17 protein-coding genes are annotated in these 22694 nt (G+C 61.5%); 12 read left to right on the forward strand and 5 right to left on the reverse strand.

Translation table 11 applies throughout. The features are described from left to right. The first annotated feature begins 165 nt into the window (after positions 1 to 165). Together CU669_RS18470 and CU669_RS18475 are read left to right on the forward strand one after the other, a co-directional pair. Positions 166 to 504 carry a hypothetical protein gene (locus CU669_RS18470; protein ID WP_112147073.1) on the forward strand — a complete coding sequence of 113 codons (339 nt, stop codon included), beginning with the start codon at positions 166 to 168 and terminating at the stop codon, positions 502 to 504. Beyond that, a complete protein-coding gene (locus CU669_RS18475; protein WP_112147074.1) occupies positions 501 to 788 on the forward strand; it encodes a hypothetical protein in 288 nt (95 codons plus the stop codon). Before CU669_RS18470 ends, CU669_RS18475 begins: the two co-directional genes overlap by 4 nt. Before the next feature lie 68 nt (positions 789 to 856). Here the strand turns inward: CU669_RS18475 and CU669_RS18480 are convergent, their stop codons facing one another. Further along, the gene (locus CU669_RS18480) at positions 857 to 1600 is read right to left on the reverse strand and encodes an SDR family NAD(P)-dependent oxidoreductase (RefSeq protein ID WP_239988784.1); all 744 of its coding nucleotides are present in this window, start codon (positions 1598 to 1600) and stop codon (positions 857 to 859) included. Positions 1601 to 1842: 242 nt separating this feature from the next. Here CU669_RS18480 and CU669_RS18485 point away from each other — a divergent pair, with 242 nt between their 5' ends. From CU669_RS18485 to CU669_RS18505, 4 genes are all read left to right on the forward strand, one after another. Then, positions 1843 to 2274 (forward strand): hypothetical protein, encoded by a 432-nt coding sequence (locus CU669_RS18485; RefSeq protein ID WP_112147076.1) that lies wholly within the window; start codon positions 1843 to 1845, stop codon positions 2272 to 2274. A 733-nt stretch (positions 2275 to 3007) separates the two neighbouring features. Next, on the forward strand, positions 3008 to 5236 hold the full coding sequence (locus CU669_RS18495) for an ATP-binding protein (RefSeq protein WP_112147078.1): 2229 nt from the start codon (positions 3008 to 3010) through the stop codon (positions 5234 to 5236). 228 nt (positions 5237 to 5464) lie between these two features. Continuing rightward, positions 5465 to 7171 carry a sensor histidine kinase gene (locus CU669_RS18500; RefSeq protein WP_161539718.1) on the forward strand — a complete coding sequence of 569 codons (1707 nt, stop codon included), beginning with the start codon at positions 5465 to 5467 and terminating at the stop codon, positions 7169 to 7171. 81 nt (positions 7172 to 7252) lie between these two features. Beyond that, positions 7253 to 7477: a hypothetical protein gene (locus CU669_RS18505; protein ID WP_112147080.1), complete on the forward strand. Its 225-nt coding sequence runs from the start codon at positions 7253 to 7255 to the stop codon at positions 7475 to 7477. Between the two features lie 7 nt (positions 7478 to 7484). Here CU669_RS18505 and CU669_RS18510 read toward each other — a convergent pair whose 3' ends face one another. Further along, positions 7485 to 9551, reverse strand: coding sequence for a class I SAM-dependent methyltransferase (locus tag CU669_RS18510; protein ID WP_112147081.1), 2067 nt, complete (start codon positions 9549 to 9551; stop codon positions 7485 to 7487). Positions 9552 to 9752: 201 nt separating this feature from the next. Between CU669_RS18510 and CU669_RS18515 the strand changes: the two genes are divergently transcribed. From CU669_RS18515 to CU669_RS18530, 4 genes are all read left to right on the forward strand, one after another. Further along, entirely contained in the window at positions 9753 to 10337 is a 585-nt protein-coding gene (locus CU669_RS18515) for a methyltransferase domain-containing protein (protein WP_112147091.1), read from the forward strand. A gap of 103 nt (positions 10338 to 10440) precedes the next feature. Next, positions 10441 to 11466 (forward strand): lysylphosphatidylglycerol synthase domain-containing protein, encoded by a 1026-nt coding sequence (locus CU669_RS18520; RefSeq protein WP_112147082.1) that lies wholly within the window; start codon positions 10441 to 10443, stop codon positions 11464 to 11466. Positions 11467 to 11491: 25 nt separating this feature from the next. Next, positions 11492 to 12598: an amidinotransferase gene (locus tag CU669_RS18525; RefSeq protein ID WP_112147083.1), complete on the forward strand. Its 1107-nt coding sequence runs from the start codon at positions 11492 to 11494 to the stop codon at positions 12596 to 12598. Between the two features lie 272 nt (positions 12599 to 12870). Beyond that, on the forward strand, positions 12871 to 14616 hold the full coding sequence (locus CU669_RS18530) for a methyl-accepting chemotaxis protein (protein ID WP_112147084.1): 1746 nt from the start codon (positions 12871 to 12873) through the stop codon (positions 14614 to 14616). A gap of 194 nt (positions 14617 to 14810) precedes the next feature. Here CU669_RS18530 and CU669_RS18535 read toward each other — a convergent pair whose 3' ends face one another. Together CU669_RS18535 and CU669_RS18540 are read right to left on the reverse strand one after the other, a co-directional pair. After that, positions 14811 to 15110, reverse strand: coding sequence for an STAS domain-containing protein (locus CU669_RS18535; protein ID WP_112147085.1), 300 nt, complete (start codon positions 15108 to 15110; stop codon positions 14811 to 14813). 19 nt (positions 15111 to 15129) lie between these two features. Further along, complete coding sequence (locus CU669_RS18540; protein ID WP_239988785.1) at positions 15130 to 16833, reverse strand: methyl-accepting chemotaxis protein; 1704 nt, start codon at positions 16831 to 16833, stop codon at positions 15130 to 15132. A gap of 410 nt (positions 16834 to 17243) precedes the next feature. Here CU669_RS18540 and CU669_RS18545 point away from each other — a divergent pair, with 410 nt between their 5' ends. Next, complete coding sequence (locus tag CU669_RS18545) at positions 17244 to 18860, forward strand: methyl-accepting chemotaxis protein (protein WP_239988786.1); 1617 nt, start codon at positions 17244 to 17246, stop codon at positions 18858 to 18860. A gap of 57 nt (positions 18861 to 18917) precedes the next feature. On the opposite strand, the gene CU669_RS18550 is transcribed toward CU669_RS18545, so the two are convergent. After that, entirely contained in the window at positions 18918 to 21188 is a 2271-nt protein-coding gene (locus tag CU669_RS18550; RefSeq protein WP_112147088.1) for a cache domain-containing protein, read from the reverse strand. A 424-nt stretch (positions 21189 to 21612) separates the two neighbouring features. Here CU669_RS18550 and CU669_RS18555 point away from each other — a divergent pair. After that, on the forward strand, positions 21613 to 22694 hold a 1082-nt coding region (locus CU669_RS18555; RefSeq protein WP_146747788.1), incomplete at its 3' end, for a cadherin-like domain-containing protein.

Genomic DNA, 22694 nt, shown 5'->3' on the forward strand with positions numbered 1-22694 from the left:
CAACACCCTCCCGCGGTCTTGGAATTCGAGCGGTCGTGCCGTGCACCGGACGTGTGGCGGAGGTCACCCGCTGCGTTGGACGCCATTCTGGCTCTTGCGGCCCGCCGGGCGCAGTGGGATGTTTATGTCGTGTGGATGGGGGCGACTGGCTGAGGGAGGGGAGAGATGGGTGAATTAGCGATCGGACAAGAGCGGGCGGCAGGCGCATTCACCCGCATGGCCCACTCTTGGCTTTTATTGCTGGTGAACCTGGCCGGAACCTTGGGCGCTGTCTGGCTGACCTTCCTGATCGGCGGAGCGTTGCTGTTTTCCGGCAGGCCGCAGCCGACTCCGTTTGCACTCTATCCCGGCTTGGCCCTGGTGTTGCTGCTCGTCCCCATGCTCGTCTCGATCATCCTGCGTCTCCTGGGAAAGGGGCGTTGGGTGGTGGTCGTGTCGCAGGCCGCATTGTTGCTGGGGAATGGCCTGTTCTGGCTTTCCTTCCTCTGGGAGTTCACAATTTGAAGGCACTGATCCGGTTGGTCGGCATTGCCGTCGTGGTCTTTGGGCTCGGATTGGCCGGGGCGGCGCTGTTAAGCGATGCCGCCGAGCTTCAGGTTCTGTTCGGCATTTTCGCCATGGCCGGATTGCTGATCGTCCTGGTCGGGGGCGCCCTCATCGCCCTCAGCGCTCTTTGGGGGCGAGGCAAGGCGAAAGGAGGCGGCCCACGACTGACGCCTGAACAGCAACAGATCCTGGATTCCCGCGAATTCCAGGCGGCCCACCGTGGCGAACAGGCTGGAGAATGAGAATTACCAGGGACTCCATGACCATCCCGATGGAGGGGGACGGTCCGTGAACCATCCCCTTGCCGCCTTCAGCCGACCGTATAACCGCCGTCGACGACGATCTCCTGACCGAAGATGTTCTTGGCGGCGTCCGATGCCAGGAACACGGCGGTTTCCGCGATGTCCTCCGGCTGACCGAACGTGCCGGTCAGCAGGCGGGCATTGATCTGGTCGGCGACCTGGCCCAGCACGTCGGCCGGTAGGCCGACGCTGCCCCAGATGGGGGTGGCGATGGGGCCAGGGGCGATGGAATTGACACGGATGCCACGCGGCGCCAACTCGGCGGCCAGGGTCTGCGCCAGCGACTTCAGCGCTGCTTTGCTGGCGCTGTAGATGGCCAGACCGGGGAAGCCGACCTGGGTCAGAAAGGTTGTGATGAACTGCACCGAACCGCCCTTGCGGATCTGCGGCAGCAGCAGGCGGACGGTCTGGGCCGCCCCCATCAGGTTGACCGAGAACTGGGCATGAAAGGCCTCGGGGGTGCTGTCGTCGAAGCCGACCACCCGTGCCACGCCAGCATTGGGGATTACGATGTCAGCGCCACCAATGGCGGCCACGGCCTCGGCCAGGCGCCTGAGGTCGTCCATATTGGTCACGTCGCCGGTCACCGTCGTCACTTGACCGGGAAAGCGATCGGCCAGTTCGGCAAGGGCCTGCGCGTTTCGGGCAAAGGCCACGACCTTGGCGCCTTCGGCAACGAAGCGTTCAAGGATGCTGCGACCAATGCCGCTGCTGGCGCCGGTGACGACGGCGGTCTTGCTTTGCAATTTCATGAACATTCCCTCGGGTAACAGACGTGCCGCCGACATTGACGGCCCGAGACGTTCGCACGCCTGTTCGCGTCGCCACTTTGATGCCAATCAAGCGCATGTTTCGAGGTGGCCACGTTGCCAGGGGGCGGTGACCGATGTAGGGGAGATCACGATGCTGTCGAAACATTATGTCCGACGTGATTGCCGGAGGCCGGGTTTCCGTCTACCGTCATGGGGAACGAAAATCCCGGTAGGGGGCATTGATGATGGCTCGGTTGGCGATTTTGGTAGCTGGCGGAATGTTGTTGGCACTTTGCCCCCCGTCGCAGGCAGACGAGGTGGGCAAGTCCGCTCCTTCGGTTACCGATTCTTATGTCAAGGGCGCGGTAAGCGAGGCGAAGCAGTATATCCGCAGCTATCTGAGCATAAACCCCGACTGCTCCAGCATGGGAAATGCCAAGGTGACGGTGGTGACGAAGCCGGAACATGGTCACGTGATCGTGGAGAACGGAGAGGCCTACCCCGACTTTTCGAATGATAATGTCCGCGGACACTGTAATAGCAGAAAGGTTCCTGCCGCCTTGCTATACTATCAGTCGGATTCTGGATTTGTCGGTGCCGATCGCTTGGTGGTCGATGCGGTCATGCCCAGCGGCATGTTTTACCGACACGAATTCAGCATCAACGTCCGTTAGCGAATACCAAGATCCATTGATCGAAACCGATCAATGGGCCCCTCAAACGCTGGATCGGCTTTTCCGAACCCCTCGGTCTCCGCCACCCACGCCCGTTCCCGTCTGGATTATCGGCTCATAAGGCTTTCAAGCGGAACCGCGTGGGTGGCCGGGACACGCTCGGCCATGACGAGCGAATAAGGCTTGGCCGTTTGCTCCGCCCCCCCTTGGTGTCCTTGGTGTCTTGGTGGTGAATCACGTTCGAGTCCCATACCAAAGGTGATGGCCTCAAACGCGGCGGGTTCGACGATCTCGAGCTTAAGATGCTGGTCGGTTTGCGGCGAATATCCAAGGCGCGCGTCCCCTTCCGCTCGCGACATTCATCGGGAGCGGCGCGAGAAAGATCGGAAACCTGCGAAAGGAGGTTGTTCCAAAATCCCCGGCAAATGACTTGGAATTGGCATGGTCGACGCACAGACAATCTTGCCAGTCTCAATTCATAATAGATATAAGGTAAAAATATCTACAGTATCACCATAAATGGCAACTGTGGTTGCTAGAATAATTATATTTCCAATTTCTCGACCACTGCGATTATGCTAATTTTCTAAACGAGTAGTTATGATCGACTGCGTTAAATCAGAAACCTCCCGCCAATTAGGCGGAACGCCGTCAGAATTTCCTGGTTGATAATCACGGCATATAATATCATTCGAAGGTGTTGGTTTTTTGGGGGAATTCCACACCGGTGACCATGGAAGCAATGTCGGGGGCTTTCGTCAGAAGACGCATTCTCATCGCGCTGGCCGCGTTGATGCCGTTTGCCTTGCTGGAATTCCACTATGTCTCGTCCATGAAGGACAAGGTGGTCGTGGCCGCCAGGGAGCGGGCGTCGACCTTGGCCCGTGCGGCTGCGTTGCAGCATCGCACCATGTTGGAAGCGGCCGTGCTATCGCTCGATCAGGTCGCCCAGATGGCGTCGATCAGCGACGGCAGCCCGCGCGAATGCGTCGCCAGGATCCAACAGATCCGAGCCAATTCGGCCCTGTTCGTCAATCTTGCTCGTGGCACTCCGGACGGCGATGTTGATTGCACCGGAATGCCGGGCCAAACGCGCTTCATCGCCGGGGCGATCGATGTCGCCAAGCGGGCCATGGCCACCGGCCAGCCCGCCGTCGGACCGGCCACCATCAGCCCCAATCACGGACGGCCCATCCTGCCCCTGGCGCGGCCGCTCCCCAGTTTGGATGGCCGGGTCGAGCGCGTGATCGTCGCCGGAATAAATTTGTATTGGCTTGACCGGGCGGTTGACGAACTGGCGCTCAATTCCGGCGACCGCGTAATGGTTCTCAATGATCAGGGAACGGTACTGGCGTCACGTCCATCCATGCCGGACCTGATTGGGAAAACCATTACCCACCCCACCACCCGCACGGATGCGACGCAGTTTGCCGCGACTCTTCAAGACGGCACCGAGCGGCACTTCGAGTTAACGTCATTCGAGGGCGGGACACGTATCGCCGTGGGCATCGACCAAGGGCAGGTGTTGGCCGAACTCGACGCCGCTCGCACGGCCCATTTGATCGGCTTTGCCCTCACGGCGGCCGGATCGGTAACGCTCCTCGTCCTCATGGACTATTTCGGACTGGCCCGCCGTGGCCGTCGGTTCGCCAAGGTGGCCGCCCAGATCGCGGGCGGTGACCGCACGGCCCGCCTTCACATCGATCACCGCGATCCACTGGAATTCGCCCGCATCGCGGCCTCCTTCAATTCCATGGCCGATGGCATCGCCGAGCGCGACCGCCAGATCGAACAGGCCCATGACGAAGTGCGCAAGCTTTCCCGCGCCGTCGAGCAGAGCGCGCATATGGTCATCATCACCGACATCAATGGGACCATCGAATACGTCAATCCGAAATTCATCGAGGTCACCGGATATCAACCGGAAGAGGCCATCGGGCGAACGCCTGCCATACTCCGTTCGGGCGACACCCCGCCCAGCCTCTACAAGACCATCTGGGAGACGATCCTGTGCGGGCGGGAATGGCATGGCGACCTGAAGGATCGACGCAAGGACGGCAGCGTATTCTGGGCGGCGGTCAGCATCGCTCCCGTCCGTGCGCCCAACGGCAGCCTCACTCACTTTGTCTCCCTGCACGAGGATATCACCCGCCGGAAACTTGACGAGGAAAGCAGCAAGATCGCGCGGGAGCAGGCGGAAGTCGCCAACCGCGCCAAATCGGAAATCTTGGCCAATATGAGCCATGAACTCAGGACGCCGCTCAACGCCATCATCGGCTTCTCGGAAACCATGCTGATCGAGATGTTCGGTCCGCTGGGCAGCGCCAAGTATCTGGAATACGCGAAAGACATTCACTATTCCGGCCAGCATCTGTTGGAACTGATCAACGACATCCTCGACGTTTCCGCCATCGAAGCGGGCAAGATGGAACTGCACGAGGAAGCCGTCGCGGTGGACCATCTGGTGGCGGCCTCCGTCCGGCTGGTCGCCGACAGGGCCGAGAAAGGCAAGGTAACGCTTCAATCGCGGCTTGCCCCGGATTTGCCCTCGCTGTTCGGAGATGCCCGGCGGCTCAAGCAGATACTGCTCAATATCCTCAGCAATGCCGTCAAGTTCACCCCCGAAGACGGATCCGTGACGATCACCGCCGAAATCAACGGCTACGGCGATCTCGCGGTGAAGGTGAAGGACACGGGCATCGGCATGTCACCCGAGGAAATCGCCAAGGCGGTCACCAAATTCGGCCAGGTGGATTCGTCGCTGGCCCGCAAGCATGACGGAACGGGATTGGGATTGCCGCTGACCATCGGCCTCGTGGACTTGCACGGCGGCACCCTGGATATTTCCAGCAAGAAGGGACAGGGAACCGAGATATCCATCGTCTTCCCCAAAAGTCGCCTCACTCCCTCGGGTCGAACCAACGCCCATGCGGACGAGCGGCAATTGGCGCCGACGTCTTGACCCTGGGCGGGGCGTCAGGCGCTCTCGCGGGCAATGGCGACCCTCAACCGGTGAAAGGCGTTATCGCCATCCATCTAAACACGCTCGGTTGATATACGTTCACCCTCCCATCCACTTCATATAGCATTTAATGCTTGGAATTTAGGTGCGCCCACTCAGGAGGCGGTTCTGCCTGAAATCAACGCCGAACGACTCCGTCGCTCCATCGCCCTCTATTCCGCCATGGCCATGGCGGCCATCTGCCTCGTGGTGACCGGAGCCAGTGTCGGCCCCATGGCCATCACGTTGCGCGAGGCGGCCCATTCATCGCTCCGCCATATCGTCGAACTCAAGGTCATGGCCATCGAGGAATTCCTGTCGCGGGGCGCCACCTTGGCCCAGCAGGTCACCAGCCGCACGGTCATTCGCGACAAGCTGGCGGATTACCACGATGGTAAAGTTGATTTGGCGGCGGTCGCGGATTTCACCCGCGACAAACTGGTGGATTCGCTCAATCTATCGGCGGAGCTGGTGGGAATTGTCCGACTGAATGCCAAGGGCGAATTGGTGGTGGCGGTGGGCAAGCCCTTCGACTGGGCGGGAACCTCCATGCCGGGCCTTTCCGCCACCCAGCCCACCATGTCGCCGCCAACCTTGATCGATGGGCAGCCCTATATCGTCATGGCGGCCCCCATCAACAGCCGCATCGGCCAGCGCCTGGGCGTCGACCTCGTCTTGATCGATGCTCGGCGCCTGCTGGGCATACTGCGCGACGGCCACAGCCTGGGCGAGACCGGCGATATCGCCATCGTCACCTCGGAGACCAGGCCTCGCCTGCTGATCCCGTTCGGCCATGAACCGGCCCGGGACGGCGGCGTCCTGGCCCCGGAGGGCCCCATCGCCAGGATCGTCGCCGCCACGATCACCGGCCATTCGCCCCTGGTTGAAGCGAAAGGCGATCCCATCTTGGTCGCGGCCGCCATTCCGGGCACGGATTGGGTCATGGTGATGCGCATGGGCGCCGCCGAAGCCACCGCCTCGGTGGATCGCCTGGTGATCGCGGTCATCGCGACCGCCGCCGTCCTGGCCCTGTTCGGGGTGATCGGGCTGATGGCGGTCCTACGTCCCCTGACCGGCAGCATCATCATTCATACCAATGATATGCGGCGCCAGATCGAGGATTTGGAGCGCGCCAGGGCGGAGTTGCAGGAGAAGACCCATCAACTGGCCCTGTCCAACGCCGATCTTCAGGAATACGCCTATGTGGCCTCGCACGACCTGCAAGAGCCGCTGCGCATGATCTCCAGCTACGCTCAACTGCTCGAGCGTCGATACAAGGGGAAGCTGGACGAGGAAGCCACCGAATTCATCGGCTATATGGTCGATGGCGTCAAACGCATGCAGGCCATCATCTTGCACCTGCTGGATTATTCCCGAGTCGGCGGCAAGGGCCAGAGCTACAGCGCGTTCGACAGCGGCGACGCCGTCGCCTCCGCCCTGGCCAATCTGGCGGGTGCCATCAAGGCAAGCGGTGGAGAGGTGACGACCGGATCCCTTCCGGTTGTCTGGGCCGATCGCATGCAATTCACCCGTCTGATGCAAAACCTGATCGGCAACGCCATCAAGTACCACCTGCCGGAGCAAGCGCCACACGTCGCCATCACTGCCGAGCGCGAGGACCGATACTGGCGCTTTTGCGTTTCCGACAACGGAATCGGCATCGATCCGCAATATTTCGAGCGTATCTTCAAGCTGTTCCAACGCCTGCATCCGCGCGGCGAATTCGAAGGGACGGGAATCGGGCTCGCCATCTGCCGCAAGATCGTGGAAATCCACGGCGGCTCCATGTGGGTGGATTCCGAGCCTGGCCACGGAGCCAAATTCTTTTTCACCCTGCCCGACGTGACGGTGAGCATGGCCGAAGGCCAGGCCCTCGCGCAGACAGAATCAGTTTAATCGGTCGCCTCGTGGCTTGCGGAAGCCGCGAATTCCTGTGATACAGAATCCTAGAGTCAGCCCGCCGGACGGAGGATATCCATGCTCAACGACACGGTCATCGTCACCTTCTCGGCCCCCGAACATTCCGGCAAGACCACCTTGGAAGCGGCCTTCGCCAAGCTTCTGGCCGAGCACGGAATCCAGGTCCGGCTGCCCCCCGACAGCCAGCGCGACGACAAGATGGCGCTGCCCATGGCGGAACTGCTGTCCCGCTTCAAGGAAAAGGGGATATCGGTTCTGGTCATGGAAAGCAACGCGACCTGACACCCGGTCAGAGCGGCTTCAATACCCCGAACTGATACATCTGACGGAATGCCGATGGATGCTCGGCTTCCAATTGACGCCAGTTCTCCAGGGACAGCATTCCCGGATCATTGGGGAACCGGCGCCCAAACTCGGCCATGACGCCTGCCTCCAGAAAATAGAAGCCGCAGAATGTCAGGCCGAGTTCCTTGAGGGCCGCCTGAATTCGCGGAATGCTGAACCGGTGTTCCTGGACATGGAAGACCTGATCGCGGCAAGCGCTGGTCGAATAGAAATCCGTCGCGTTGGCGATGGAGGCCGCCGGATGATCGGTCGGCAGGCTTAGGATGTCCTGGCGAAAACGGCGAATATCCTGGGCACTGGACGAATAGCCGCGCTGCTTGATCAGGGCTTGCGCCGCCACTTCGCCGGCGCGGGCGGCCTCGCTGTAGAGCGCGATCTTCATCAGCCCGCCCGGCTTCAACAATGGGACAAGCGCCCGCCACCCCGCCAAGGGGTCGCCGAGATGATGGAGGACGCCGCCGCATTCGATGACATCGAAACGGCGCGCCAAATCACCAAGGTTCAATATATCCGCCTGGGCGTATTCGATATTCTCGATCCCGTGGGCACGGGTCTGCCGCAAGGCATAGGCGAGGCTGCTCAGGCTGAGGTCGATGGCCAGGACCGCGGCGCCGTCATAGGAGGTCGCGGCCCAGATGGATTGCTGGCCGGTCCCGCATCCGGCGACCAACACCTCGGTCCGTCCGTTCGTGGTCGCCTGTCCGGAATGGACTCCGCCCGACATGGCTTTCACGGCGGCGTCCACCGAACCGCGCGACGGCGCCACGCTGGGACGAACCCAGCGCGGATAGGGATTGGTTTCGTACTGCGATCGCACGGCCACGGAAACGGTGTCATGGACCCCCGTTAGGGCCGGAATGCTGTCCCGCAGGTTCAATTCCTGCGCCGGTTCGTCCACTTGCAGCCGAATGAGATCGCCAAGCGAGGACGCCGCCGCCGACAATGGCCAATCCAGATCGAGCCGATGCAGCGGCCTGTAAGCCGCGACGATGACCAGCGTCCAGGGGTCTTTCGGCCGGTGATCGGCAATCAGAGCCTCGATCCGGCCATTTTCATCCTCGGTCTCGGCGAAGACGTATTCGTTGATGAAGCATTGCGCCGCCAGCGCCGCCGCGAAAGTCAGGCCCGATGGCGTGTCGCGGCCAACGTCGCCCATCAGAATTCGGCGGCGCAGACCGGTCAGCAACCGCTCGAAGGCAGGGTCGCACAGGGGAATCATGCCGAGCAGACGCAGCAACAGCCCATTGCCGCCAAGGCGCTCCATGGCGTCTTCGACCGCGTCGGCGGGCCAGGTCTCCACGGTCCCGGCCTTGGCCAGAAGCGCCGCCACGGAAGGATCGGCCGCCACCGCGCTCAGGGCCGCCGCCCCCACCACCACCGGCTGGACGCTGGGATGGCCAAGCGCCCGCGCCAAGATCCCCCGCAGGTCGTCGTCCGCTTGGGAGAACTGGAAATCGGCGGCCAATTCGGAGAAGACCCTCAGGAACTCCGGCTCGGCCGGGCAGAGTTGTATTGCCCGCCGCGCGCAGGCCAGGGCATCGGCCGGACGCCCAGCCTCTCGCATCACCTCGATCAGGTTCTGGTGCGCAGGCACCGCGTGGGGGACCAGGGCAATGACGCGATCGAAGCTGATGGCCGCCCCATCCGTCCGCCCCTGCTTCCGCTGGGCGACGCCCAGAAAGAAGTGGGCTTCCGGGTGGTTGGGCGAAAGCTGCGTCGCCCGGAGGAAGCTGTCAGCCGCCTCGCCCGTCCGCGACAGCGCCCCCAGTGCCCGCCCCAGATTGAGATATCCCTGGGCGGCGTGGGGCCGCAGACGCAGCTCGGCACGAAACTCCGCCTCGGCGCTCACCGCGTCGCGGGCCAATAGGGCGCTGGCGCCGAGAATGGCCCTGGCATCGCCGCTATCACCGTCGGCGGCGATGGCGGCCCGGCAAAGGCGCTGGGCCTCACCGGCATTGCCTGCCTGCAAGGCTGCCTGTGCTTCCACCAGGAGATTTCGTTGCTGCGTCATTCAGAGCCCGTTCATCGAGGTGGCGGGGCCCGTTCGGATCGCTTCCCGCCCAGGCACCTTAGCCTGCCATGGAAGCCGCACCAAGCGACGAGATGGCGGGGTTTTCAAATTCGCCGTTTTCTCTATGATGCCGCCCATAATCGCGTCCAACCTTGGGGATAAACGTTGAAAAAACCGGCTTGGCTGAAACGCAAGGCGATCATGAAGAGCCTGGGATTCGATATCTCGCGCTGGTCTCGGGTCGTCTGCTATCGCGAATGTTTCGCCATCCTGAGGACTCTGGCGCCCGAGACGCTGGACGCCATGGAGATTTCCGGCGGCAGCGCCTGGAACGACGCGCTTGGCTTCAAGAGCTTCACCGAAGCCCATTATCCCGACTACGACGTCTGCGCCGGTCCGCTGCCCCGTCAGTTCGATGTGGTGATCGCCGATCAGGTCTGGCCCCATCTGCTGTGGCCCTACCGCGCCACCCGCAATGTCCTGGACATGCTACGTCCCGGCGGCTGGTTCGTGGTCACCGTGCCCTTCCTGATCCACACCAATCAGCCGGTGGACTGCACCCGCTGGACCGAGACCGGCTTGAAGCACCTGCTGATGGAAGCCGGATTCAGCGAAGGCAATATCAAGACCGGATCATGGGGCAATCTGGCTGCGGTCAAGGCGAGCCTGCGGCGCATCGGCGCCAAGCGCGGTTTCGGATCGCTGGAAAACGATCCGCGCTACCCCATGACGGTCTGGGCCCTGGCCCGCAAGGACGGCCCGGATCAAGCGCCCTTGGCCGGTTAGGTTTGGGCGTCGTTACCGCTAGAAAAACCGCATCCTCTCGGCTAGATTGGCGCGCCGCGCCACCCCCCGGCCGGTTGATCTTGGTTTATCGCTGGAAATACCCATGAACAGGGGAATGCTTCTCGCCGCGCTGGTCGGCATTCTCCTTGCCGTCGGCCTACTGGCGGGCAACGACTTCGGCGCCGTCGCCGATGCGGTCGCCGCCGTCGGATGGGGTGTGCTGGGGATCATTGCCGTGCGCGCCGCCGTGGTGATCGTCTGCGCCCAGGGCTGGGCCAGCCTGATGCGGCCCCATGTCCAGCGGAACAACTCCCTTTACGGCCTGCTGCGCTGGATCCGCGAATCCGTCAACGTGCTGCTGCCGGTGGCCCATGTGGGCGGCGATCTGATCGGCGGGCGGCTTCTCACCTTCTGGGCGGTGCCCAACGGCATCGCCGGTGCCGGTATCCTGGTGGACCTGCTGATCCAGGCGGGCGCCCAGCTTCTCTTCACCCTGCTTGGGCTGGCCTTCCTGATCCTCCACGGCGGCGGCGACATGATCGTCAGCGCCGTGGTCATCGGATTGATGGTGGCAGGCCCCGCCCTGGCGGGGTTCTTCCTGTCGCAGAAATTCGGCCTGTTCCGGCTGGTGGAAAAGGCCCTGGAGGCCATGGCCGCCAAATGGCCGCGCACCGCCATGGGCAGCGATCTCAACCTGCATGACCGGCTGCAAGACATTTACCGCCATCCCAAATCCGTCGCCCTGTCGCTGACGCTGCACGTTGCCGCCTGGCTGGTGGGCGCCGCCGAGATTTGGATCGCCCTGGCCTGCATGGGCCGCAATCCCAGCATCGTCGAGGCGCTGGTGCTGGAAAGCCTGGGCCAAGCCATTCGCGGCGCCGCGTTTCCAGTGCCGGGCGCCGTGGGCTTCCAGGAAGGCGGCTATATGGTGCTGGGGCATGTCTACGGACTGCCCGCCGAGGTTTCCATCGCCATCTCGCTGCTGAAGCGGGTGCCCGATTTCGCCCTTGGCCTGCCCGGCCTGCTGGCCTGGCATCTCATCGAGCTTCGCCGTCCCAGCATCGACGGCATCCCTTCTCATTTTCGTTCGCTCGGGGCAATCTCCGACCGTAACGCCGACGTTAACTGACTGCCGTGGAAAGGATTACCCCGCGATGAACTCGGATACGCTCAACCAGCCGGTCGGCCCTACCTGCCCGGTCAGCTCGTTCAACGAATGGGATCCGCTGGAGGAAGTGATCGTCGGCAGCCTGGATGGCGCCACCATCCCGCCCTATCACGTCACCGTCACCCTGAACGTGCCGAGCTTCACCGGTAAGCTGCACCGCCTGGTGGCGGGGCATCGCTTTCCCAAATGGATGGTGAAGCTGGCCCAGGCCGATCTGGACGAGTTCATCGGTATCCTGAAGGGCGAGAACATCATCGTCCGCCGTCCCGACGCCATCAAGCATTCCGCCCGCTATAAGACAGCCAACTGGTCGTCCAAGGGCTTTTGCGTCGCCTGTCCGCGCGACGGCTATCTGGTGATCGGCGACGAGATCATCGAGGCCCCCATGTGCTGGCGCTCGCGCCATTTCGAGGGCGACGCCTACCGCTCGCTGTTCAAGGAATACTTCAACGCGGGCGCCCGCTGGACCTCGGCGCCGCGCCCGATGTTGACCGACGACATCTATGATTCCAGCTACACCATCCCCGAATACGGCGAGACGATGCGCTACATCGTCACCGAGTTCGAGCCGGTGTTCGACGCCGCCGATTTCGTGCGTTGCGGCCGCGACCTGTTCGTGACGCGCAGCAACGTCACCAATCTGATGGGCATCGAATGGCTGCGCCGTCATCTCGGCGACAAGTACCGGGTCCACGAGATCCCCAGCAAGTGCCGCCAGCCCATGCATATCGATTCCACCTTCATGCCGCTGGCGCCCGGCCGCGTCCTGGTCAATCCCGATTATTGCGACATCGACAACCTGCCCGCCGCCTTGAAGGATTGGGAGATCCTGGTGGCGCCGCGCCCCGATCCGACGCCGGGCATCATGAACAAGATCTCCATGTGCAGCGCCTGGACCAGCATCAACGTCCTCAGCCTGGACGAGAAGAAGATCGTGGTGGAACGCTGCCAGACCACCCTGATCAAGCAGTTGAAGGATTGGGGCTTCGATCCCATCCCCTGCAACTTCGCCAGCTACGGCCCGTTCGGCGGCGCCTTCCACTGCGCCACCCTGGACGTGCGTCGTCGCGGCACCTTGCAGAACTACTGCTGAGGCAAGATATCAGGCACTGGCCCTTGGCGTATGGAGAGGCGGACCGTTCGCGGCCCGCCTCTTTCAATTGGCGCCGTTCGGAGCGCGGGCGTCTCACCCGCCAGCGCGTCACATCAAGGGACAAGCAATAAGAAACGCGGAATCTCGAGTCAGTCGCGTTTGAATTTCCAACATCGATAATATGCTTTATTATTACCTCCTTTGGGGCGGGCGTTTTATTCATTTTGGTGGTCGTTCCCTGGGGGAAACGGCGAATGTGAGAGAGCCGTGCCATGAAGCCTGCGCTGTCGTTCCTGACAATCAAACACAAGACCTATGGATCCAGCGCCGCCGGTCTTGGCTTGGTTTGCCTGTTCATCGGCATTGGGATTTGGGCCATCAGCGGCCTGTCGACCCGCATCGACGAGATGGCCAGCGCCAACACCGCCATGCACCGCCATCTTCATTCGGACATGATGCACGACGCCCTTCGAGGCGATGTGATGGCGGCGCTGCTGGCCTCGGAGCAGGGTGATGCCGAGAAGGCACTGACCATCGCCGCCGATCTGGTGGCGCATCAGGAGACATTTCGCAAGGATGTGGCCATCGGCGCCGGACTGGCCGCCAGTCCCGCCATAAAGAGCGCCTTGGCAAAGCTTGCACCAAGCATGGAAGCCTATGTGAGCTTCGCCGGAGAATTGGTTTCCCTGGCCTTCACAGACCGCCCCCTGGCATTGCGGCGGCTTCCCGATTTCGAGACGGCCTATGGCGAGCTTGAAAAGCACATGGAGGACGCCAGCAATGTGCTGGAGGCCAGCGTGGTTCGATCCCGCCAATTGGGGGCCGAGGAAGTAGCGGTTTCGCGCCAATACTATCTCTCCTTCGGCGTCTTGGCCTTTTTCGCGACGGTCGTCGCCTCGGTCCTGGCGACACGATCCATCGTCCAACCCCTGGAAAAATGCGCCGCCGCCTTCGAGGCTGTTCGCCGCGACGAAATCCCCCAGCCGATCATCTATTCCGCGCCGGACGCCATCGGCGCCATCGCCGCCTCGGTGCAGGCCTATTACGACGAGATCCGGGAACGGAAAGGACTGGAGCAGGAAAAGTCGGTCTATCGCCAGCAAGCCGAGGCCGAACGGCGAGAGACCTTGCGGCGGCTGACCGCGGATTTCGAGAATGGCATCCAGCGGGTCATCGCGACCGTCACCGACGCCAGCAAGACAATGCGGACGGAGACCACCAATCTGGCGGGAGCCGCCGAACGGACCGAAAGCGATGTGGCTTGCGCCCTGGGTGAGGCTCAGACGGCACGGGCGGGCACCGAGCAGACGTCCTCGGACATCCAGGAGATGGAGGCTTCGGTCTCGCAGGCCAATTCAAGGGTGGCCGATGCGGCCGCCGTGGCCGCCCAGGCATCGGGGCGGGCGGAAAGTGCCAACCGGGCGGTCGAGACGCTGTCGGAAGCGGTCGAGCGGGTCGGTGAAATCGTCCAGTTGATCGGCGACATCGCCGCCCAGACCAATTTGCTGGCGCTGAATGCCAGCATCGAAGCCGCCCGTGCGGGCGAGGCCGGAAAAGGCTTCGCCGTGGTCGCCAACGAAGTGAAGAACCTGTCGGGCCAAACCGCGCGGGCAACCGACGAGGTGGCGGGTCATATCGGCGAGGTTCGTGCCGCCACCAATGACGTCGTCGCCGCCATCACCGGCATTTTCGCCGATATTTCCCAGGTGGGTTCGTCCACCACGGAAATCGTCCAAGCCATCAATCGCCAGCACACCGCCATGGGCGATATCGTCCGCCATGTGGCCGAGGTCAGAACCGCCACCGCCGATTTATCGGTCAGGATGGAAAGCGTGGCCGTCTCCAGTTCGACCTCCATGGGAGTGGCGGCCCATGTTCAAGGCCTGTCGGAAAGCCTGAGCCAGCAAATGGTGGACCTGGATGCCGCCGTGAAGCAGTTCATCTCGCTGGTCAACCAGACCGGCGCCAGCGACGAGGAAAAAGCCGCCGCCGCCGACGACGACATGGAGTTGTTCTGATACCAAGGCTCGATGAACAAGACTCATCGGGCCTTGGTCGGCCGCAAGGCGGCCGCGCCGATCAAACGGCGGAAGCCAAGGGTTCCGGAGGAACCCGCCCGGCGCCTGAGGGCCTCGGTGATCGGTTCCGATCACTGAGGTTTGGTATGAGGCACCCGACCGATATAAAGCGCCCCGATGACGACGCGCCGGGATCAGCGAAATTCGAATAGGGAGTGAAAGCGGGCGCGGCGCATGGTCTCGTCCACCGTCCCATTGGCATTGCAGATGACCACCGAGACGGCGGCGGTCCGAGCCGCATCATAGATATGGACAAACAAGCTCATTCCCGTGGAATCGATATAGGTCAACTCGCTGAGGTCGATCCGCCAGTCGTCGCCTTCGAGGCCGACCCGACCGATGATCCCCGGAAACTGCGGCGCGTCGGCGAATGTCAGCCGCCCCGCCAGTTTAAGCTCGAAAACACCGGCGATACGGCTGCCCAAATGTTGCATCTTTAAAAAATCCTCGACATCAGGCGGATCGAATATTGGTCAGGAAGGTATCCACCTGAAGGCGCAATGTCCCTGCCCTCTCGGCGACGGTATGGGCTGTATCGTACACGTCCGACGCGGCATGACCAGTCTCGAGCGCCGCCTCGTTGACTCCGACCACATTGGAACTGACCTCGTCGGTGGCTTGCGAGACTTGGCTGACATTGTTGGCGATCTCGGCGGTCTGGGCGTCCTGCTCGGAGACCGAGGCGGCAATGGCCGACGACAATTCGTTGATCTGTTCAATGATCGCCCCGATATCGGTAATGGCGGCGACGGCACCTTGGGTTTCTTGCTGAACGGCGCCGATCTGGATTGAAATCTCGTCGGTGGCCCGTGCCGTTTGGTTCGCCAGCGTCTTGACCTCGCCCGCCACCACGGCGAAGCCCTTGCCCGCCTCGCCCGCCCTGGCCGCCTCGATGGTGGCATTAAGGGCCAGCAGATTGGTCTGGGCGGCGATGTCGTTGATCAGGGTGACCACGTCGCCGATCTTCCGCACCGCCTGCGACAGGCCCTGGACCATGAGATTAGCGTTCCGAGCCTTTTCCCTGGCAGATCCCGCCATGTGAACGGAATCGGAAACCCTTTGATTGATGACCTCGACCGATCCGGCCAGATGCTCGGCGGCGCCAGCGACGGTTCTCATGTTGACCGCCATCTCCTCGACGGCGGCGGCCACGGTCGTCGCCCGATGGGAGGTCTTCTCGGCGGTCTCCGACATGGCCTGCGACGTGGCTTCCAGTTCCGTCGCCGAGGCGGCCATGGTCTCCAGCATTTCGGCGACCTCGACATTGAACTGCCCGAGAATACCGTCGATGACAAGGGCGCGGCGGTCCTTGATGACTTGGCCTTGCTCTTGCAGATTGGTCAGTTCCTCGGCACGGATCAGGCCGTCGCGGAACACCTTTACGGCGCGGGCGATATCACCGATTTCGTCCTTGCGCTCCAGTTCAGGAACCTCGGCGGCGTAATTGCCGTCCGCCAGGACGGTCATGAAGCCGGTCATGGCTCCCATCGGGTTGGCGATGATGCGAACAAGGACCATGCGAACGGCAACCACCGTGAAGATGGTGGCCACCACCCCGCCCAGACTCAGCCACAGCAATACGGTGGAAAGACGCGCTTCGGCCTCGTCGGTGGACAGCGACGACGACAAGACGGCGATGACGTCGCCGTTCTTCAGGCCCATGGCGTCGTGGCAGCCGTGGCAGACCTCGGCCTTGGCGCCTTCGGTGACCCCGAGAACGATGGGCAGCGAGTAACGGAAGTAGCCACCCGCCATGCGCGCCACCGGAACCTTCGAGTCGAATGCCTCGCGATCGACGTCGTCTTGGACCTGCTTTGGCGCACGGCCGGGCTCCATCTCCTTCACATGGGCGGTCACCTGCGTTCCCCATGCGCTCCAGACCTTGCCGGGATAGTCGCTGTTGCGGCTGCCGAACCAGTTGTTGAAGACGGTGACGCCGATATTGTCGCCATCCTCCGGGCGCTTGGCCATGACATTGACGATGAAGGCGTGAAGCGACGTCACCTCGTTGACCGATAGCTGCCGCAATTGCCGCTCCATTTCGGCCCGTTCAAAGCGGGCGATGGTGACAACAAAGGTCGCGATCAAGGCGCTGACGATCAATCCGACGATGATCATAAAGCGACTGGACAGCCGTAAATTGGCAAATGCGTTCACCCGCTGCACTCCGACTGTTGCGCCCATGACAGCGGCAACCTGCTTTGAATGTTTCCAAAAAAATAGCCATAGGTATTTTAAGGCTAATGGACAACTGCGCATTCGGCTTAGCTGGCGTGACCGGCCATGACGCCCTCCGTTACCGCGGATAAATCATACCGTCCACTCGCACAGTTCGCCGTACTACCTAGGTATTATCCCTAACCCTCTTTCAGCATTCTCGTATGGCTGGAATTGCGCTAGCATCGACCAGGGAAAATATGACAACTTTTGTGGCAATATGCGTTGATCTAAAATAGACGCGTCATAAAGACGGAGCCCAATTAATGTTTAAATTGCGATTGGCTGGAAAAGTTTATTTCGCCGTTTTTATTTTAGTCGCCGCCGTCCTTGCGGTTGGCGCCATGGGCTTGACGACTCTTCGATCCTACAAGGCGGTGGTCGATGAGATGGGTGATATCTCTCGCAGCGCCGTGCTGGGCGAGCGGGTCAACGGCATGATCCTGGCGGTCGTCATGGATTCCCGTGGAATCTATATGGCGCAGGATCGAGCGGAATCGGAAAAATACGCGGTCCCGCTGATGAAGAATTTGGACAAGCTGCGCACGGTCCTTAAAGAGTGGCGCGACCAATTCCCGGCCGATCGGCGCGGAAGCTTCGTGGAAGCGGAAAAGGCCACCGAGGACTTCATCCGGTTCCGCGCCGAATTGGTGCGCCTGTCGCGCGAAGCCACCCTGCCCGAGGCCCGCGCCTTTGGCGACAACGACGCCAACCGCAAGGTCCGCAGCGCGCTGAACGAAAAGATCAAGGGCCTGGCCAAGGAAAACGAAGACGAAGTGGTTCGTCTGCGTGATCTGGTCCAGTCGGAATTCGGCGCCCAGCAGTCGAAATTCCTGGCCGTCCTGATCCTGGGCCTCATCCTCGGCGTCGCCGTCGCCGTCCATGTGGTTCGCTCCAAGATCGTGTCGCCGCTGCGCAGGATCACCAATGTGATGCAAGCCCTGGCCGGGGGCGATCTGTCTGTCGCCATCCCGTTCTCGGATTCCGAGGATGAAATCGGGACCATGGCCAAGGCCGTCGAGGTCTTCAAGCAAAATGGCCAGGAGAACGAACGCCTGCGCGCCGCTCAAGAAGAGGAGCGTCAAAACGCCGAGCGCGACAAGGCGGCCGCGCTGGGCCAGATGGCCGATCACTTCGAGGCGACGGTCAAATCCAAGGTGGCCGAAGTCGGCATTTCGACCTCCGCCATTGGTCGCACCGCCAATATCATGGCGAACCATTCCGAAACCAGCGGCGGTCAGTCCATCCTGGTGGGCGACGCCGCAAGCAATACCAACGAACGGGCAACCGTGGTGTCGGCGGCGACGAAGCAATTGGCCGCTTCCGTCAATGAAATCGCCCAACAGGTCCAACATTCGACCACCATCGCCCGCAAGGCGGTGGAAGACGTTCACACCACGTCGGGCCAGATGCGGGGCTTGCAGCAATCGGTTCAGGCCATCGGAGATATCGTCAAACTGATCAGCGATATCGCGGCGCAGACCAATCTACTGGCCTTGAACGCCACCATCGAGGCCGCGCGGGCAGGCGATGCCGGCAAGGGCTTTGCCGTGGTCGCCAACGAGGTGAAGCATCTGGCCAACCAAACGGCGCGGGCAACGGAGGAAATCACCCAGCAGGTCGGCGCGGTTCAAACCTCCACCATGGAAATGACGACGAGCATTCAAGGCGTGGTGGAAACCATCCGCTCCATCGATGAAGCCTCGTCCGCCATCGCTGGAGCGGTACAGCAGCAAGAAGCCGCGACCAACGAAATTTCCAGCAATATCGACGAAGTCGCCTATCAGGCTCAGGAGGTGATGAACAGCGTCTCGAAACTGGCCAAGGCCTCCGTCATGTCCTGCGCCGGCACCGTTCGCGTCATCTGGAGCGCTGACAGCCTCGCCAAGGTCGTCCATACCCTGGACGATGAAGTCGAGAAATTCCTGACCAAGGTGCGTTCGCTCCAGGCAAGCAGCGGAGGCTGAATCAACGCCGATGGAGATGGCCTCGGTGACGGGCTTCGCGTCTCCCCGCGAACGACCTCAGGTTTCCAAAGCCGCAGGCACGCGAAAGCGGAAGGACGACCCCTGCCCCGGCTCGGACTCGACGGTAATGGTGCCACCATGACGCTCGGCGATCTTACGGCAGATGGCTAATCCGATTCCGGTCCCATCATAATCTTGGCGGGTGTGCAGGCGCTGGAAAATGCCGAAGATCCGCTCGAAATACTGTGGCTCGATACCGATGCCATTGTCCGAGACGCTGAACTCGTAGTGTTCATCGATCCTGCGGCAATCAACGGAAACCTCCGGCACCCGTCCCTCGGCCCGGTATTTGATGGCATTGCCGATCAGATTTTGGAACAGCCGGGCAATCTGGCCCGAATCTCCCAGGATGGAGGCCCGCCCCACCGAATCATCCACGCGGACCATGGCCCCGCATTCGTCGATGGCCAATGAAAGATTGCGGATGGCGAGTTCGACGGCATTGCCGACATTCATGGGCAACATGGGCGAACCGCGCCGGTCGATCCGCGAAAACTCCAGCAGATCGAGCACCAACTGGTCTAACCTCTGCGCCCCCTCGCGAGCGAACTCCAGGAAGTCGTGACCGTCCTTGTCCAACACGTCGCCGTAGCGACGGCGCAGCAGCGAAAGATAACTGGAGACCATGCGGAGCGGCTCGCGCAGATCGTGGCTTGCCACATAGGCAAACTGCTCCAGCTCCGCATTGGAATGTTCCAAGGCGGCCGTCTTCGACCGCAAATCCGTCTCCCAGCGACAACGCTCCGTGATATCGCGGGCGATGACGAAGTGATACAGCACACCCTCGTGCCCCACATCCTTGCTGACGATCTCGACCGGAATCGAGCGCCCGTCCCGCGTGAGCAGCGAGCTTTCGAAGCAGCTGGCCGCACAGTTCGGCTCGGTGGGTCTCGGCGCGATCTCGGCGATGATGTCGGACAGAATGCGGCCGACCAACTGATCGGCGGTCCAACCCAATTGTTCCTGAGCAAAGGGATTGGTGTAGATGAGGGTCCAATCGCCATCGGCGAGAAACACCATTTCCGCCGAATTTTCCACCATGGTATTGATCAGGAACAAGTCGCGGGCGGTCTTTCGCAATTCATCATTTTGCCGGGTCAGGTCCGCCTTGTAACGCCCGACCAGTCGTCTGGTCAGCACCGAGAACCATACCCCGATGGCAACGGAAGCCGCGACGCCCACGGCAAGGGCGGTCACCGTCAACTGTATTTTATCCTGAATGCTGCGCGCCAAGGCCCCGCGCCGTTCGGCTGTGGCGGCGGCGACGTCATCCGTGAACAGCCCTGCCGCCAGAGTCCAGCCCCAATCCTCCTTGCGCGAGACATAAGTCAGCTTGGTGGCCTGGGGCCCGTCATCGCCAACACGGGCCCAGTCATAGCTGACGAATCCGTCACCCTTTTCGGCTTTGCTCAGGATGGTCCGAGCAACAGCCTGATTGTCCGGGTTCAATTCCGTGATGGGCAGTCCTTCGCTCCAAGGCTGCGACGGCGCCACCAAAATCCGGCCTTCATTGGCCAATACGGCGATATAGCCAGATCCGTCCTTGCCAAAACGGAAACTCCGCAGGCGTGCCAATGCCTCATCCTTCAGACCGGCTTCCTCATCGCTCACATACTGGCCGGTGCCGATCAGCCAGTCGAACGGCTTGAAATGGCGGACATAGGCGATCTTATCGGCCATCTCGCGGCTGTTGCCCGGCGCATACCAGCGATAGCGGGAAAAACCATCGCCCACCGGCCGACCCGCCGCCTCGATCAGGCCCCGCATGATGTAATGGCCGGTATCGTCGCGATTGTTCATGAGCGACGTTCCTTCCAGCTTGCGGCCGATGGGCAGCAGCACACAGGTTCCGTCCATTCCGTCGATGAAAAAGTACCCCTTGCCGCCGAAAAACCGCAACGGCCGCAAGGCCTCGGCGATCAGAACCTTGATTTCGCTTTCGGGACGGCGCCCCCTTTCTTGCTCATAGATGGCCTCGGCCAAAGCATGAGCTTCATCCACCTGTTCGCGAATTCTGGCCTTCAGGACGGATTCGGCGCGGACCCTCAGATTGGCAAGGAAGCCCTTGGCGGTCTCCACTTGGCGAACCAGCATTTCCTCGCCTTCACGAATCTGCTGGGCCTCGAGGGAGCGAATATTGACTTCATATTCCTCTGTGATCTGGCGGATGAAAAAGTAGCCGAGACCAAGCACCAGTACGCTCGCCGCGAAGACCGTACCGGCGAGTTGAAGCCTGGAAATCAGCCGTTCATCCACGACGAGACGCATGCCCAAATCCGCCCCTTCAAGACATGACCTTTCATTATAACATGGCACCGATATTTTGACAGCGATCAACGCCCCCACCGAGTCCGCCACAGCCCGCAATTGAACGCGATAAGTAATATTTTTCTATTTCCACAGGCGGGCGCGAGGCCGAATTTGGGTGCGCAGCCACCATCTTCATGGCCTTGGCCGCTCGACCATATGAAGCGTGTGGCCATTGATAAAAATCACCACGGTCGTCAGACATTGTCTTCCTATTGTGTTTTTATTCATCTTTCATTCACACACCCCCATATTGCAGCGCAATAATTGTAAGCGCCCACAACAACAGACTCGACTCCCATTCAGTGTGATGCTATGTAACTTTCATGAACGCCCGCGGCCTCATTGAGGCGAGGGCTTTTTTTATGCCCGGGGGGCTTTGACGATGGCTGAGACAGAAAACCATCAGACCGGCAATCAAACCGGAACTGTGGATGAAGATGCGCATCAGTCACTGGATGATCTGACCGTCCTTCAAAACGTCGCTGATCAGAATTTGGGCGAGGTCCGACTGAATGTCGCCCGCCCGGTCGAGACCAGTGACGGCCAACTCAGCCGCCTGGCCGACATCCACGCCGGATCCACCAGTGCTCCGCAGGTGCTCGTCCAAACCGCGGCGGGAGTGGGAAAGTCAGCCGACCTCGACATCGCCATCGACCATGCGGGAACCACAGGCACTATCGATGCCATCGACACGATTCAGCTTGCCCCGTCCAATCCGAACGAGATCAACACCACCGTCTCGACAGCCCCCGCAAGCATTGCCGTCTCTTTCGACGCTCCGATTCTAGAGCAGCCCAAGGCTGAAACTCCGGAGCCCGTCGCCCCCCAGTCGGCCCCGGTTATCGCGCAACCCGCAGCAGCAGCAGCAGCGATCGCGCAGCAGCAATCACAGGCGCCGACCGCCGAGGCCGCAGCCGAAGATCAAACCACCACCACAACAACCTTGGACAATACCGAAAACAGCGCGCCGACCACCTCGGACGTGAATCTGGGCAGCGTCAACGAAGACCACTCCATCACCTTCACCAAGGCGCAGCTGCTGGCCAATGCCACGGATGCAGACGGCGACACCCTGTCGGTCAGCAATATCAACGTCAGCAACGGCACCCTGGTCGAGAACGCCGACGGCACCTACACCTTCACCCCCGACGCCAATTACAATGGCGAAATCGATCTCACCTACACCATTTCGGACGGTAATGGCGGCACCACCACCGGTTCTGCCAGTTTCGAGGTCGCCGCCGTCAACGATGGCCCGACCACGTCGGCGGTCAGCCTGACCGGCGCCAACGAGGACAATTCCGTCACCTTCACCAAGGCGCAATTGCTCGCCAATGCGTCCGATATCGAGGGCGACACCCTCTCGGTCGCGAGCGTGTCCGCCAATAACGGCACCCTGGTCGAGAACGCCGACGGCACCTACACCTTTACCCCCGACGCCAATTACAACGGCGCCGTGGATGT

The sequence above is a fragment of the Paramagnetospirillum kuznetsovii genome, from assembly GCF_003284725.1.
Taxonomy (GTDB): Bacteria; Pseudomonadota; Alphaproteobacteria; order Rhodospirillales; family Magnetospirillaceae; genus Phaeospirillum; species Phaeospirillum kuznetsovii.